This is a genomic window from Peijinzhouia sedimentorum, assembly GCF_049340005.1.
Taxonomy (GTDB): Bacteria; Bacteroidota; Bacteroidia; order Cytophagales; family Cyclobacteriaceae; genus CAXBDP01.
Genome location: NZ_JBMPIY010000018.1, coordinates 19288 through 34968, shown reverse-complemented (window position 1 = coordinate 34968; position 15681 = coordinate 19288). Strand labels below are relative to the sequence as shown.

Genomic DNA, 15681 nt, shown 5'->3' with positions numbered 1-15681 from the left:
TAGTGGTTGGCGATTACAAACCCCCACAGTGGACTTGCACCACCTAGTTAGTTACCATGCACGGCACACATAAAAAAAGCCAACCCAAAATAAATTGGATTGGCTTTTCTGTTTTTATAATGTTTAGGCTTATGCCAACTCAACTACTTCTATTTCGAATACAAGGGTTTTGCCTGCCAATGGATGGTTTGCATCAAGTGTTACAGCTTCTTCGGTAACGTCAACTACCGTAACTGGTACTTGCTGTCCGTCTTGTTGCTGTACAGTTAATTTCAAACCCACTTCAGGTTTGATATCTGCGGGAACTTGATCTACTGGCACTTTCACCATCATATCCTCCCGCACATCTCCATAGGCTTCTGCTGGAGGCAAAGTAGCAATTGTCTTATCACCCACTGCTAGCCCTGTTACGGCATCTTCAAATCCTTTTATCAAACTTCCATTTCCCAACACAAACTCCAAAGGCTCACGTCCTTCTGAAGAATCGAACACTGTCCCATCTTCTAATTTGCCTGTGTAATGGACTTTAATTTTGTTTCCAATCGTTGCTTTGCTCATAATAATAAATTGAATGAAAATAATTTACAATTGGACGGCAATTTACCCTTTTATCCCTGCTTATAAAAACATCCCTTAACCTTATTCTAAAATTGTACGATATAGTACATATAGTGTTCATAATCGTACGACATTAATTATTATTAATGTATATTCAGCCCATAAAATGACTTAGAACAGCCTTTTTATTTTGGCATGAATTAGGACAACCACCAGTAAACAAACCGCAGAAATGGATAAGCAATTAGGCAAAATTCTGATTATAGATGATGATGAAGACGTGCTCTTAGCAGCAAAGATGTTTTTGAAGAAACATGCAAAGGAAGTAATCATCGAAAAAAACCCTAAAAAAATTCCTTTTTTACTCAATCACGACACCTATGATGTGATTTTGTTGGATATGAATTTCAGCCATGATACGACCAGTGGCAAGGAAGGTTTCTATTGGCTAAGTCAGATAATGGAAGCGGATCCGAAAGCGGTGGTGATATTAATTACTGCTTTTGGCGATGTAGAAATGGCAGTAAGAGCTTTGAAAGAAGGTGCTACTGATTTCGTGCTTAAGCCTTGGCAAAATGAAAAACTACTGGCTACCATAACTTCTGCCAATAAGCTAAAAAACTCCTATAACGAAGTAGAGCAATTACAGAAAGCTAAAAAGCAGTTAGAAGACGATTTGAGCCAGCCATTCAAAGATATTATTGGTGAAAGTGCTGGAATGAAAAATATTTTCGCGATAATCGATAAAGTAGCTGATACCGATGCCAATGTATTGATACTTGGAGAAAATGGTACAGGTAAGGAAGTGATAGCCCGAGCAATACATCAGCGATCGCTTCGACGCAATAATGTGTTTGTAGGTGTGGATATGGGTTCAATACCAGAATCCTTGTTTGAGAGTGAGTTATTTGGGCATAAGAAAGGAGCATTTACAGACGCCAAAGATGATAGAACGGGTCGCTTCGAAGTAGCCAATGGCGGATCACTATTTCTCGATGAGATTGGCAACCTAAGTATGCCGATGCAGTCGAAATTGCTTACTGTATTGCAACGCAGAGAAATCATTCGAGTAGGTAGCAATAAGCCTGTGAAAATTGATGTACGTCTGATATTTGCCACCAATATGCCATTGTATGAAATGGTGCATGAAAACAAGTTCAGACAAGATTTGCTATATCGGATCAATACGGTAGAGATCCACCTCCCGCCATTACGCGAACGTCGCGAAGATATACAGCCATTGGCTGAGCATTTCCTGAAAATGTATTGCAAAAAATACCGCAAGCCTCTCAAAAAATTATCTGCAAGCTTGATCAAAGAATTTCAGACCTATCATTGGCCTGGAAATATCCGTGAACTCCAACATGCCGTAGAGCGCGCAATTATTATGAGCGATGGCGTTACGCTTAGTCCAGAAGACTTTTTCTTTTTGAACCAAAAACAAGATAGCAAGGATAAAACCCTCGATACGCTAAACTTGGATGATGTTGAAAAAAATATTATCCATAAAGCTATTGATAAGCACAATGGAAATATATCCAAAGCAGCTAAGGATTTGGGACTTACACGAGCATCTCTTTACAGGAGATTAGAGAAATATGGCATCTAAAACTTATAAGAAAAACCTATATGTGAAAATGGCTCTCATTGCATTAAATGCATTGGTGGTTTCGGCTATTTTGGTAGATAAAGGTCCATTTCTTTTGTGGTTTTTGTTCTTGCTATTGATGCTTTATCAGATCAATAATTTGGTGAACTATCTTCAAAAAGGCCAGGAGGAGATTTCCTTGTTTTTGAAATCTTTGCAATTCGAAGATTACGATCAGACCTTTCCCCTGTATTCACAAAACCCTGTAATAGAAAATCTGAGAGCCGAGTTTAATGCCGTATTGCTGCGTCTGAAGGAATTAAAGGAAGAAAAAGACGCTAATTATCAATACCTGAAAACGATTGTGCAGCATGCAGGAATGGGAATAATGACTTTTCGGGCGGATGGTGAGGTGCAGATAATGAATGTGGAAGCAAAAAGATTACTAAATCAGCAACAAATAAAAAACATAAAAGAGCTGAATAGCTTCAGTCCAGCTTTAGTCGAATGTCTACAAAGATTGAAAACCGGCGGGAGGGAATTGATCAAAATTCCATATAATGGCAGCACACTCCCAGTTTCTATTTATGTGATAGAATTGGCAATGCAAAATGAGCATTTCAAGCTTGTATCCTTACAAAACATTCAAAGCGAACTAGAAGAAAAGGAAATGGAAGCTTGGCAGAATATGATTCGCATATTAACTCACGAAATCATGAATTCAGTCACGCCAATTTCTTCACTTGCCTCCACTGTAAACGACGATATACTAAGATATATCCAAAGTGAAGAAGAATCGGTATATCCTGCCAAAGAAGATTTAGAAGACATCCAGCTTGCTATTAGAACCATCCAAAGACGAAGTGAAGGCTTAATCCGTTTCGTCTCTGATTTCCGCAATCTTACGCGCATTCCAAATCCTCGAATCAAGGAAGTAAAAGCTTCCGAGTTGATTTCGGAAGTTGTGCTCTTGCTCAAGAAAGATTTCGATGAAAACAAAATTGAGATTTGTGTAAATATTATTCCTGAGGATTTGGTGATTGATCTCGACAAAGAACTCATCGGTCAGGTATTAATTAACTTGCTTCAGAATGCAACGCATGCATTATCGGACACTGAAGATCGAGAAAGAAAAATTGATATCACGGCTCAAATTGGCTCACATGGAACAGCAGAAATTCTGATAAGCGATAATGGTACGGGAATAGACGAAGAAGCTTTGGGTAGAATTTTCATTCCATTCTTTACTACCAAAAAACAAGGCTCGGGAATTGGACTAAGTTTGAGTAAGCAAATCATGCGAAAACACAACGGTGGTATAAGTGTTAAATCAGAAATTGATAAAGGAACTGAATTTACGTTACGGTTTTAGTATTATTGTATGATGTTTGGATCTTGAGGATTCGAATTGAATATACCCAAAACAATCCCAATGGAAGAAATAGCCAATAAAATCACCCAAATTCTAGTAGAGAAAATGGGCATAGCCGACTCAGAAGTAACAATGGATGCTAATTTCATCAAAGATCTAGGCATCGATTCGCTAGACTATGCCGAGCTTGTAATGGAATTTGAGCAAAGTTTTGATATCCGAATTCCTGATTCGGATGCTGAAAGAATGCAGACTATGAAGCAAGCTGTAGAATATATTTCAGAAAAATTAGCGGCAAAAAAGAATCCTTAATTGTGGCTTTGCAATTGCGAATAAACGCTACTTATTACCTTAATATTAAGGATTTAGGATCATTGCTCGAAAAGTTATTTTAAACTTAAACAGGGCGTAAAGCAGAAATAAAACCTACTTCGTTACTTGCTGCAAACTCAGAAAGTGCGAAACGAAGTAAAAACCCTCGTAATATCGGATATCCACCTTGGTACCAAGGGCTCAAAGGCAAAAGAGCTTGTCCGGTTTCTAAAGCAGTACAAATGTGAAAATCTCATTCTCAATGGCGACATTGTGGATGGATGGCAGCTCCGAAAAAGTGGAAAGTGGAAGAGAAAACACACTCGATTTTTTCGACGAATTTTGGTGATGATTGAAGAAGACAATACCAAAGTTCACTATCTGCGTGGCAACCATGATGACTTCTTGGATCAAATCCTCCCGCTTAATATAGGCAATTTGACTATCGGTAGGGAGCTTGTATATGAGTCATTTGGTAAAAAATATTTTATTACCCATGGTGATATTTTTGATTCGATCACTACCAACTTTAGGTGGATCGCCAAACTGGGCGATGTTGGCTATACTTTTTTGCTTTGGTTTAATGCTCAATACAATCTGTATCGCAGAAAACGAGGACTTCCTTATTTCTCACTTTCTCAATTAGTGAAAAGTAAAGTAAAAACAGCTGTTTCCTTTATCGATGATTTCGAAAATGAGCTTTCAAAAATTGCCAAAGTGAAGGATTGCGATGGAATCATTTGTGGACATATTCATCAGCCTGCCATCAAAAATATTAACGATGTCATATACATGAACTCTGGCGATTGGGTAGAAAGTCTTTCTGCCTTGGTGGAAGATAACGATGGAGATTGGTCGCTTGTGTACTATACCGAAACGGGAAGTGTACCAGTGAAAAAATTTGTGAGTGAAGAGGAGGAGGATGAAAAAGAAATAAATTTAAATCATTCATTATCAGGGAAAATATATCCAAAATTAGTAAGCTTCTTAGGCTCTAATGGGCAAGTTTAAAGCATTACGATTCCTGTTTATTGTACAAGGCGAAGGTAGAGGGCACATGACTCAAGCCATCGCTTTGAAAGATGAATTAGAAGCCAATGGACATTCCGTAATTACTACTCTTATTGGCACCAACAAAAATCGCAACATTCCCGCCTTTTTGCGCAAAGCTATGCAAGGCAATGTTCATTCATTTGCCAGCCCAAGCTTTATCACCGATAAGCGAAGTAAAGGCATAAAAATATTCAAAACCATTCTTTACAATCTTTGTCGATTTGCTTTGTACCTCCGCAGCATGCGGTATATTGATAAGTGGATGAAGGAGAAAAAGCCTGATGTAATCATCAATTTCTACGACTTTCTACCTGGGCTTTATGTGAAATTTTACAATCCAAATTGCCAATACATTTGCATTGGACATCAGTATTTGGCAAAGCATCCCGACTTCCCTTTTGCGGGAGGTAAGGTGAACAAATGGTCATTTCAATTTACCAATTTCATCACTTCCCTAGGTGCTACAAATTTAATTGCACTCTCCTATCGTCCTTATCCATTTTTCGCAGATGAAAAGCTCATAGTATCTCCACCATTGCTTAGAGCTGAGATCAAAAACTTAAAAAGTGAATCTGGAGAATTCTATCTCGCCTATATGGTATATGCAGGCTATGGCCAAGATATTATCGAATGGCATAGCCGGAATCAAGAGGTGAAAATCGAATGTTTTTGGAATCATCCGGATCACACAGAACCCTTTCAGCCACATCCCAATCTCACTTTTCATCCGATTAATGACAAGCAGTTTTTAGAAAAGCTATCCCAATGCAAAGCTTACATTTGCACAGCTGGATTTGAGTCTGTTTGCGAGGCGTTGTACTTGAACAAGCAAGTGATGATGGTGCCGGTACATGGGCAGTATGAGCAGGCTTGTAATGCCTTGGACGCTTCTCAAATTCCTACAGTCATTCATCAGAAAAACTACTCACTTGATCCATTAATGAAACTCACCGGTTCGCCATACAAGCAAAATTTAGAGCATAAAGAATGGATTGGAAGTGGAGCAAACTTTATTGCACGTAGTATTGAAAATATTTGTGCCAAGGCAGTAAAAATAGAGGCTAATGAAGATTCCACTTTTGAAGGATTGATAATTGGCAATTCTCAGGCAGCTACTAATTAGATCCAAATCAATCCCTCCCGCTCGTCACCAACACATTTTATCTGTTGATCACGAAAACGAATTCCAGCAATTAAGGCAAGTATTGCATCCGCATGATGCCAAGTATTTGCTACATTAAAATCAATTTTTAGAGAGAATTTATCTGCAACTAACTCTAAAAAATATGAGACATCACCTTTTTGAGCTTTATTGTAATGTGACTTCAATCCAATAATGTCAGCTACTAATTTGGGATAGGTTTCGTAAACGGGTACCTCAATTTGTGACAATTGCTGACTGAGTTTCATAGCACGTGCTGTTAAGCCTCCCAGAAACATTGGAGACATTGCTTGCAGCTCTTTATCTGCTTTCCTGTAGAAATAGTCTTCAAATTGAGATAATTTTTGGATCACGCCAGGCAATGACAATGGCGCATCGAGCATCACATATACTGGTTTGAAATGATTCAATTTCTCAAGTAACATTGCATCTGCATCTTGCTTTTTGAGACTTTGGAAAAGCTTTACTTCCGCACCCTCAAGCAAAGCCAAAACAGTGGTTCCAGCTAATTTACTTCCATAATCAATTCCAGCAATCAATGCCATTTGACAAGAATAAAATTACTAATCAAGCACCAGTCTTTTGCCATTTCCGCTTACTGCGGCTACATTAAAAAAGCCTACAACTCTTGCATCCGGATTTGCTGCTGTTGGCCGCAAATTAGTTGGCACATTTGCCAGTGGCTGTGCAAATAATTCTCCAAAGCCACCTGGACGATTCGTCTGAATACTTATTTGTGCGAGGAAATCAAAAGCGTCGTTGGTGATGGAATGGAGCTCAACGTATAAGGAGTCACCTGGCACAAATATTGGCAGAAAGTCATCATTAGCATCCTGCTCAACAGGATTGAAACCACGCCTGATGGGTGCAATAAAAATGATTCCATCCACATTTCCTCCGCGAGTAAATCCGGCATCGTAAGCAGTAATAATTTCGTCTGGCTTATTGAGAGCTTGTCCGTTTTTCCATGCCCTAGCCCAGTAAGTATCGCCAGATCCTTGAAAATCTCGAGCCCAAAATTCAGAGAAATAAGAGTCAGGAAACCCAAAAGTACCTTCTTCGAAATAGTAAGTGACACTATCGACTTGTGGTACGCGGCTCATTGTAGCCTCAGCTTCAAATTCCTGACCTCCCGCATTGATATACAATCTATAGGTATTTCCAATTTTACCAAACACGCTCCCATTCTCAGATGGATTCCACACGTATTCACCAACATTATCCCCAGGCAAAAATTCAAATGAATTACCTTCATTATCGCTTACCAAAACAGTGGCATTGGGAACTCCGGGTGGCAAACTACTATCGAAGTAAGATTGCGAACGAGTGATTTTGATTACCTGTGGCTCATTCTTATTAGTGACCCAAGCATCTACCACAACTATTGGCTGTGCATTTTGCAATTCTGGAAAAACCTGATCCTCACAAGCAATCACGCCAAAGAAAACTACTAAAAGGGCTATTCGTTTGCTTAAACTCATTTTCCTAAAAATTTAAAATTATACGTAACTGATGGGAAGGCAGAGCCTATAATGGCTAATTGTGTAGCACTCGTATTGGCAGGTTGACCTACAGGCAATCTGTCAGTGTCTTGTGAGAAATAAATAGTGAATGGATTTCGCCTGCTATACACATTATAGATTCCAAAAATCCATTGACTTTGGATCAGTTTGGGTTCGCCGTTCGCTTTAGTTTTCTTTCCCTCCAATGTTGCTGAAATATCCAAACGATGAAAATCAGGGATACGAATATTATTACGAGCATCGTCATAGTTGTGCGGAATCACGTAATCTTGGAACAAAAAGCGGGAGGTTGGAAAAGTAGTGGGCGTTCCACTTAGATAAGTGAAATTAGCCGAAAATGACCAACGCTCATTTAGCTCATACAATCCTGTAATCTTCAAATTGTGTTGCTGATCAAAGCGGGTAGGATACCATTCGCCATTGTTGATCCCATCTACTTTTAATTCGGTCCGAGCAAGTGTATAACTTACCCAGCCATTAAGCTTTCCGGTATTTTTGCGGGCATAAAGCTCCAACCCATAGGCACGTCCCTCACCGCTTAGCAAATCACCTTCGAGCAATTCATTGATCAAAATATCGGCTCCATCTATATAATCAACTTGATTGCGAGCTGCACGATAATAGGTTTCTATCGAAGTTTCATACGCTTTTTTCGCTCCAAAATTTCTAAAATAGCCTAGCGCAATTTGATCTGCTTGCTGTGGCTTAATATTGTTGGTACTTGGTGTCCATACATCCAATGGATTGGAAGCAACCGTATTCGATATCAGATGAAGATATTGCGCTGTACGATTGTAGCTTGCCTTAATGGATTGCTGCTCATTTAGTAAATAGGTCAAAGAAGCTCTTGGCTCCAAATTTTGATAATTGGCTATACTTTCTCCATTATCAATTTCAGTAACACCAACCAGTGGCTTACGAGTGCCTGCGATTTCCGGTTCAGCAAATTCGTACTTGTTACCAGGACCAAAATAATTGAAGCCCGATAAGCGCAAGCCATAATTCATTGAAAGTGCTGAACTTATTTTCTGATCATTCGAGAAATAAAGAGCATATTCCATGCTTTGCTTATTAGCTACACTTATGTCTGTGGTTTCTCCATTGCTAATTCCTCTTGCTGAAGCAGGATCAAAAGAGTAATACAAAACCTCCCCACCGAAACTCAGCTCATTATTTGTATTGAGGAAATAGGTGAATTCAGGTTTGAAATTGAATGTTTGAATATTTGACTTCCATTCGAATACATCCAGATCATTATCACCAAAACGAAGTGAATAATCGTAATCGCTGAAATAGGTAGTGAAATTAGAGAAAAGGCGATCGTTGAAAAGGTGATTCCAGCGGATAGTAGCAGTTTTATTTCCCCAATTAAAACCTTGATTTGCATCAAACTTAAACACATCGCGTCCAAAATATCCAGATGCAAAAACTCTATTTCGCTCGTCGATATTATAATTGGCTTTGAGCGTAAGATCATAAAAGTACAATGCCGCTCCATCATCTAGTACATCAGTAAAAGGTTTTGCGAGCACATCTGCATAGGATCTTCTGCCAGCTACAATAAATGAAGCTTTATCCTTAATAATTGGCCCTTCGAAAGAGAATCGACTAAAAACGGTTCCAATACCACCTTCGGCGGCGAAGTTTTTATTGTTTCCTTCTTTCATTCGCACATCCAATATAGAAGCTATCCTCCCTCCGTACCTTGCCGGGATACCTCCTTTGTAGAGTTTCACATCTTTTACTGCATCAGGATTGAACACCGAAAACAAACCAAATAAGTGAGATGTATTGTAAACGGGTGCTTCATCCAGCAAAACCAAATTTTGTCCTACACCGCCTCCTCGCACATTGAAACCTGAAGCTCCCTCTCCTACTGAACTCACACCAGGTATCTGCTGAATAGTCCTTATTACATCAGTTTCACCCAAAAATGGCGGCAATTTCTTGATAGTTTGAATATCAATTTTAGCAACTGACATCTCTGTACTTTTTACATTTTCGTCCTCATCCTCCGCTGTGATTACTATTTCCTCCAATTCAGTTTGCTCAGTGCTAAGCTCCAAATCGAGGCGAGTATTTTCAGTCAAAGCCACCTCCCGCACTTCTGTAAGGTAGCCGAGGTATCGATACTCGATTATATAATTGCCAGTTGGTAATGTGAGGGAATAGAATCCGTACATATTAGTAGTGGTTCCTACGTTTTGTCCTTGCACTTGAATGGTTGCTCCAAACATATCTTCTCCATTGGTGCCATCTTTCACATAGCCATTCAGAGTAAACTTCTCTTGGGCTTGCAGGGAAATTGAGCTAAGGCAAATAAAAATGAGAATTAGTAAGCTTAATCTCATGGATATATATTCTCGTGGTTTATTGAATTCATAAGTCTTAACACAAAATTGCCAATGAGGTTTCATACAATTTCCTGGAAGCGAGTGAGCGGTTAATGCATCAGCTAAATGGCAATTTTTTAATCGATAAGGAGAAGTTGAATTCTAAACTCAGAATTTTTAAATTATTTATATTAGTGCTAATTATCGACTTAAATTCTAAACAAATACCCATGGATCAAGCTGCACAAACGATGATTGACAACCTGCATAAGAATACAGGTAAATCGCTAAAAGAATGGATTGAAATTGTGAAAAAGGAAAATTTCGTTAAGCATGGAGAAATTATTAAATTCCTGAAAGAGCAACATTCCTTCACACATGGCTTCGCCAATCTGGTCGCACATAAAGCCAAAGAAACAGATGCTGGTTCAGCAGAAAATCCTAATGACTTGATAGAAAAACAATACAAAGGCAAAGAGCAGCTAAAACCAATTTATGATCAGCTTATAAAAGAAATATCAGCCTTTGGAAAAGATGTAGAACTAGCGCCAAAGAATGCATACGTGAGTGTTAGACGGAAAAAGCAATTTGCAATGCTCTCCCCTGCCACCAAAAGTAGATTCGAAATAGGTCTCAACCTGAAAGGTAAAGAAGCGGGAGGAATACTAGTAGCCATCAATTCGGCCAATGCTATGTGTTCACATAAAATAAACTTGAGTGATGTGGACGAGATTAACAAAGAAGTAATCGGCTGGTTAAGGGAGGCTTATGAGGGAGCGGGGTGATTGAATCCATTAATTTTTAATTATCATAAAATTAACATAGCAAGTTAAAAAAATTGAACTCATTAACCTTATGTCAAACATCTCCCTAATAATCGAAGAAAGAGCAGCTAACATTGGTAATTTTATGGTCGGCAGGTTATTACCATTCCGTCAAAAACGAGCGGTGGGTCCTTTTGTATTTATAGACCATATGGGTCCAGCTAAATTGGATGAAAATGAAAACCTCGATGTACTTCCACACCCGCATATTGGCTTATCTACTCTCACTTTTCTTTTTGAGGGAGCAATTATGCACAGAGATAGTATAGGAACGAAAATGGAAATAAAACCCGGCGCAGTGAATTGGATGACTGCCGGAAAAGGGGTGGTTCATTCCGAAAGAACTCCTGAATATCTTAGAGGTTCAGATAAAAATTTGCATGGATTACAAATATGGGTGGCTCTTCCTAAACATCTGGAAGAATCGGAACCTAGCTTTCAACACATTGAAGCGAGTGAGATTCCTGCTTGGGAGGAGTTTGGTGTGAAGATAAAACTCATTGCTGGTGAAGCATTTGGTAAGAAGTCGCCAGTAAAGGTGCATAGTAATCTCTACTTCATTGAAATAAAAAGCTATAAAGCTCAAACTCTTTCCATAGGTGACAATCTTTTTGGAGAAAGTGCCCTATACATATTGGAAGGGCACATCAAAAGTGACGGGAATATTTACGAACCCAAACAAATATTGATTGCTAATGACAGCACCTTGTGCGAGTTTGAAATTGGCGAAAATAGTACTGTTTATATTTTTGGTGGAGAGCCCTTTCCAGAAGAGCGATTTATCAATTGGAATTTTGTTTCATCCAGCAAGGATCGACTAGAAAAAGCAAAGGAAGACTGGATCAATCAACGCTTCCCAAAAGTACCTGGTGAAAATTCCTTTGTGCCTTATCCTCGATTGGATGTGTAATTGAAATTAGGTGGAACAAGTAATAGATATTAAGTATAGTTTACCTCCCGCTTTTATTGCTAAATCATTTTCTGCTGGTTTCTCAGGATGGCTAAAGTGTGCTTTTAGTCCAACCCTTCATTTCCTCTATCTATTCTATTTCTCTTTTTCCTGCATTCATTCGAAATCTTCCTGCATTCAATTTTTTCTGATTTTTTCCTTTTAAGGCAAGCAACAGATTTGTGTCATCAAATCAATAATAAACAATCTAAAAATTCAGAAAAATGAAAAGAGAATTAGTGTTTTTAAGAAGCTTTGCCGTGGCAACCGTAGTGGCTATAATTTTTATTTCGAATGTTGCTTTCAAGCTGTCAGGCAATCAGCGTTTTAGCGAAATTGATGTAGAACGGATTAATATTATTGAGGCAGATGGGACAGTAAAGATGATCATTACCAACGTAGATAAATTCCCAAATGGAGACGATAAAATTAATGAACGCGGCACAAATGTAACTCGCAAAAAGCGCTCAGGAATGCTTTTTTTCAATGAAGATGGAATTGAAGCAGGAGGTTTTATTTATGATGGACAAAAAAACGAAAAAGGTCATAGTGCAGGACTTTCCCTCACTTACGACCAATACGATGGTGACCAAGTGATGCAATTACTGACTACAGACCACAAAGAGGGAGATAAGAGAATGGTATCTAGCAGCTTGGTGTTCAACGACCGTCCAGCTAATGAAACGCAACAAAAAACAAGTGAAATAATGCAGGAACTGGAACAGCTAAGAGCAAAAGATCCCGCAGCTGCACGTCAAAAAATGCAAGAATACGAAGCTCAAGGCTTATTAGGTGGTGCACCTAGAATAATGCTGGGTAAAACACGCAGCCAAAATAATGGCCTCTTTCTATTCGATGATAAAGGAATGCCCAAAGCAATGTTTTACGTAGACAAGGACAATAATGCCAAACTCGATTTCTTTGATGACAAAGGAAATGTGATAGCATCATTCCCCAACTGATTTTAAAATAGGATTGAAGTAGCCTTTTTGCAGAAAAGGGCTACTTTTAATTTTACGATTTATCGAAATGAAAATAAATATTGGTGGAATTAAGCTTAATAGCTACTTTTTGACTTTTGTCTTCGCATTTGCCTATATACAATCATTACAGATTCGAATTCAAAACGACAGGGTATTAAACATTTATACGTTTACACCGGAAGCTGCCTTCGGCACGTTTCTTAACTCTTGTCTACTCTTCATCATTATTGGCTTCCTTCTAAATTGGCAGAAGCATAAATCTAAAGATTTCGATCTATTACATGCCGTTCAAATTTTCGGTTTATCTCTATTGATTTATCTTTTTGTGAACAATTTATTAGCGCTACTCATTGCGTGGATATTTGGCAATATTGAGCGGAATTTCACTTGGGATATTCTACTCATTAATAACATTAACAATCTGCTTGATGTCTTTATTTACGGTAGCTTTTTTCTTGCTTTTTCATTCTATCAGCGAAATAAATTTAACTCAGAACAATTGGCTAATTATAACAAAGCTCTTGCAGAAAGTAGAATAGACCAACTTAAAGCACAATTAAACCCACATTTTCTATTTAACAATCTCAACATACTTGATCAGTTAATCGAAGAGGACAGTGCACAGGCTTCTGAATTTTTGAATGAATTTGCCGAACTATATAGATATGTGCTACAATCTTCCGATAAGTCTTTAGTACCCTTGGAAGAAGAATTGCTTTTCGCAAAAAGCTATTTCAAAATCATGCAACAGAAATACGGAGATTGCTATACTTTGGAGGTAGATAAGCAAAAAATTAACGGATACATTCCTCCTCTTACATTACAATTACTTTTAGAAAATGCCTTCGACCATAATATTGGGGCAGTCACTCAACCAGTTGAAATAAAAATCTCAATTGGGAAAAAAATAGTTGTAAGTAATAATCTTATAAAAAAAGAATTTGCTAAAAAAACTGGCGGGAGGGCATTGCACAATTTAAAAGAACAATACCGCTTACTTTCAAATGAAGAAATAGAAATTAATGAACAAGGTAATCGATTCTCTGTAGTCTTGCCCTTAATTTTAAGTCACAAATGAATATAGTCATAATTGAAGATGAAGCTCCAGCAAGACGTAAATTACTGCGCTTTTTGCAAGATATCGAAGAACCAGTTACAGTGATCGCTGAACTCAGCTCAGTAATTGACGCAATATCATTTTTACAGGACTCCCAAAATATCGATCTAATTATTTCAGACATAGAACTGCTCGATGGTAATGCGTTTAGCATTTATCAGCAGGTACAGGTTCCCGCACCTATTATATTCACCACGGCATACAATCAATTTGTAATGGATGCCTTCGAAGGGAATGGGATTGAATATCTTCTCAAACCATTCTCTTTTGAACGATTCAAAAAAGCGTGGAACAAATTCCTTCTTTTGCGAAATCATTCGAATAATAACCAAGAACTAATAAATAAAATTGGGAAGCTTTTTGAGCAAAAAGACCCTACAAAAAAGGAATTTAAAAGACGATTTAGCATTAATACAAGTCGTGGAACCTATTTTCTGGAAGTTAACAAAATAGTATATTTCATTGCGGATCAAGGAGTGATAATAGCTATCGACATTGATCAAAAAAAACATTTTCTCTCTTACCCTACCTTAAAGGAATTAGAAAACTTGGTAGATCCAAATCAATTTTTCCGCATTAATCGCAGTGAATTGGTAAACAAACAATTCATTGAACAAATAGAAAGGTATAATAAGAATACAATTGCCTTAAAATTGAAGGGTCTAGAAAACCACTTAATAACAAGTCAAAGCTCAACAGCAGCTTTTAAGGAGTGGATAGAATGCTAATAAAAACAGATCACTTACACTAATAATCTATTAAGGATAAAAAAAAAGCAGTTACGATTTTCATCATAACTGCCTAATTATCAAGTGACCTCGTCAGGATTCAAACCTGAAACCTCTTGAGCCGTAATCAAGTGCTCTATTCAGTTGAGCTACGAGGCCGTCCCATTAAGGACTGCAAATGTAGGGAAAAACTTTATTGTGAAAAAACGTTAAATAGAGAATGTTTGTAAAATTTATCAAATTTTTAAAACGTAAAAGAAATAATTGATGTTCATAAGTGGTCATAAAGCATGGCTAAAGAGTGATAGAATACTTGAAAAACAATTTTAATTCGACGATTATAGTATCTTTGGCCTTTGTACGTTACTATCCAAAGCATTTTTGAAATTAGCAATGAGAATAACCACCCTAGTAATTACCCTACTTCTTTCAGCAAATTCATTATTTGCCTTCAATGATCAAGACTCAACATTAACAGAGCCCAAAAAGCTATTTGCTTCTGAGGCTGTGAATGCAAGACCAGACCTGCCCGGTACTTTGAGATTAGATTTTGGTTTCAATTTTATGCAAGATCAGCCTTCAACTATGGCCACAAGTTTTTTTGGCTCTAAGGTTTTCAATGTTGCATATATTAAAGACATACAACTTGGCAATTCTAGAATTTCAATTCACCCTGGAATTGGTTTAGGTCTGGAGAAATACTCATTTGACAGCGACATTACCCTTGTTAGTTCTTTTAACCAAGGCCAGCGCTCATCAGTGAATATTGCAAATCTCGCTAGTATTTACGGTGCGAATGCAGCAATAGACAAAACAAAACTTGCTGCAAATTATATAGATGTGCCTTTAGAGTTTAGCTACAGAATAGGTGATGATGTAGATCGAGGTTTGATGGTTGCTTTTGGCGGAAAAGTTGGTTTCTTGTATAGTGCCCACACTAAAGTAAACTATACACGAGCTGATGAAAATTTCTCTGTAAAAACAAAAGATCTTTTGGAGCTGAATAGATTCAGATATGGACTTACTGGTCGTGTAGGTACTCCTGGTTTTAGCGGGTGGTACTATTATGGACTTAATACCTTATTCAAGGATGGCAAAGGCCCTCAAGGCACAGAAGCAACACAATTCATGGTTGGCATTTCTTTCGCTTTGTTTTAGTAGCTATCCCAAAAACATTAA

15 protein-coding genes and 1 tRNA gene are annotated in these 15681 nt (G+C 37.9%); 11 read left to right on the top strand and 5 right to left on the bottom strand.

Annotated features, from left to right (window positions below; genetic code table 11):
* Positions 1-129: 129 nt before the first annotated feature.
* Entirely contained in the window at positions 130-558 is a 429-nt protein-coding gene (locus tag ACOXY8_RS16985; protein WP_458332815.1) for an FKBP-type peptidyl-prolyl cis-trans isomerase, read from the bottom strand.
* 232 nt (positions 559-790) lie between these two features.
* Here ACOXY8_RS16985 and ACOXY8_RS16980 point away from each other — a divergent pair, with 232 nt between their 5' ends.
* The 5 genes from ACOXY8_RS16980 to ACOXY8_RS16960 all read left to right on the top strand — a co-directional run bounded on the left by ACOXY8_RS16980 (position 791) and on the right by ACOXY8_RS16960 (position 6006).
* The gene (locus tag ACOXY8_RS16980) at positions 791-2167 is read left to right on the top strand and encodes a sigma-54-dependent transcriptional regulator (RefSeq protein WP_458332814.1); all 1377 of its coding nucleotides are present in this window, start codon (positions 791-793) and stop codon (positions 2165-2167) included.
* Complete coding sequence (locus ACOXY8_RS16975; RefSeq protein WP_458332813.1) at positions 2157-3518, top strand: sensor histidine kinase; 1362 nt, start codon at positions 2157-2159, stop codon at positions 3516-3518. The genes ACOXY8_RS16980 and ACOXY8_RS16975 overlap by 11 nt, the downstream gene beginning before the upstream one ends.
* Positions 3519-3578: 60 nt before the next feature.
* On the top strand, positions 3579-3830 hold the full coding sequence (locus ACOXY8_RS16970) for an acyl carrier protein (RefSeq protein WP_458332812.1): 252 nt from the start codon (positions 3579-3581) through the stop codon (positions 3828-3830).
* A gap of 144 nt (positions 3831-3974) precedes the next feature.
* Positions 3975-4841 (top strand): UDP-2,3-diacylglucosamine diphosphatase, encoded by an 867-nt coding sequence (locus ACOXY8_RS16965; RefSeq protein ID WP_458332811.1) that lies wholly within the window; start codon positions 3975-3977, stop codon positions 4839-4841.
* Positions 4828-6006, top strand: coding sequence for a glycosyltransferase family protein (locus ACOXY8_RS16960; RefSeq protein WP_458332810.1), 1179 nt, complete (start codon positions 4828-4830; stop codon positions 6004-6006). Before ACOXY8_RS16965 ends, ACOXY8_RS16960 begins: the two co-directional genes overlap by 14 nt.
* On the opposite strand, the gene ACOXY8_RS16955 is transcribed toward ACOXY8_RS16960, so the two are convergent.
* From ACOXY8_RS16955 to ACOXY8_RS16945, 3 genes are read right to left on the bottom strand one after another with little or no spacing between them, the layout of a single operon-like run.
* Positions 6003-6590 (bottom strand): hypothetical protein, encoded by a 588-nt coding sequence (locus ACOXY8_RS16955; protein WP_458332809.1) that lies wholly within the window; start codon positions 6588-6590, stop codon positions 6003-6005. The two genes, ACOXY8_RS16960 and ACOXY8_RS16955, sit on opposite strands and share 4 nt — an antisense overlap.
* An 18-nt stretch (positions 6591-6608) precedes the next feature.
* Positions 6609-7526 carry a DUF4249 domain-containing protein gene (locus ACOXY8_RS16950; protein ID WP_458332808.1) on the bottom strand — a complete coding sequence of 306 codons (918 nt, stop codon included), beginning with the start codon at positions 7524-7526 and terminating at the stop codon, positions 6609-6611.
* Complete coding sequence (locus ACOXY8_RS16945) at positions 7523-9919, bottom strand: TonB-dependent receptor (RefSeq protein WP_458332807.1); 2397 nt, start codon at positions 9917-9919, stop codon at positions 7523-7525. The genes ACOXY8_RS16950 and ACOXY8_RS16945 overlap by 4 nt, the downstream gene beginning before the upstream one ends.
* 212 nt (positions 9920-10131) lie before the next feature.
* Between ACOXY8_RS16945 and ACOXY8_RS16940 the strand changes: the two genes are divergently transcribed.
* The 5 genes from ACOXY8_RS16940 (at position 10132) to ACOXY8_RS16920 (ending at position 14502) form a co-directional block, all read left to right on the top strand.
* The gene (locus ACOXY8_RS16940) at positions 10132-10686 is read left to right on the top strand and encodes a DUF5655 domain-containing protein (protein WP_458332806.1); all 555 of its coding nucleotides are present in this window, start codon (positions 10132-10134) and stop codon (positions 10684-10686) included.
* Positions 10687-10756: 70 nt separating this feature from the next.
* Positions 10757-11635: a pirin family protein gene (locus ACOXY8_RS16935; RefSeq protein WP_458332805.1), complete on the top strand. Its 879-nt coding sequence runs from the start codon at positions 10757-10759 to the stop codon at positions 11633-11635.
* 263 nt (positions 11636-11898) lie between these two features.
* A complete protein-coding gene (locus ACOXY8_RS16930; RefSeq protein WP_458332804.1) occupies positions 11899-12636 on the top strand; it encodes a hypothetical protein in 738 nt (245 codons plus the stop codon).
* A 67-nt stretch (positions 12637-12703) separates the two neighbouring features.
* On the top strand, positions 12704-13735 hold the full coding sequence (locus tag ACOXY8_RS16925; protein ID WP_458332803.1) for a sensor histidine kinase: 1032 nt from the start codon (positions 12704-12706) through the stop codon (positions 13733-13735).
* A complete protein-coding gene (locus tag ACOXY8_RS16920; RefSeq protein WP_458332802.1) occupies positions 13732-14502 on the top strand; it encodes a LytR/AlgR family response regulator transcription factor in 771 nt (256 codons plus the stop codon). The genes ACOXY8_RS16925 and ACOXY8_RS16920 overlap by 4 nt, the downstream gene beginning before the upstream one ends.
* A gap of 85 nt (positions 14503-14587) precedes the next feature.
* On the opposite strand, the gene ACOXY8_RS16915 is transcribed toward ACOXY8_RS16920, so the two are convergent.
* Positions 14588-14661, bottom strand: a tRNA-Arg gene (locus tag ACOXY8_RS16915).
* Positions 14662-14895: 234 nt separating this feature from the next.
* Here ACOXY8_RS16915 and ACOXY8_RS16910 point away from each other — a divergent pair.
* Complete coding sequence (locus tag ACOXY8_RS16910; protein WP_458332801.1) at positions 14896-15660, top strand: porin family protein; 765 nt, start codon at positions 14896-14898, stop codon at positions 15658-15660.
* Positions 15661-15681: the final 21 nt, after the last annotated feature.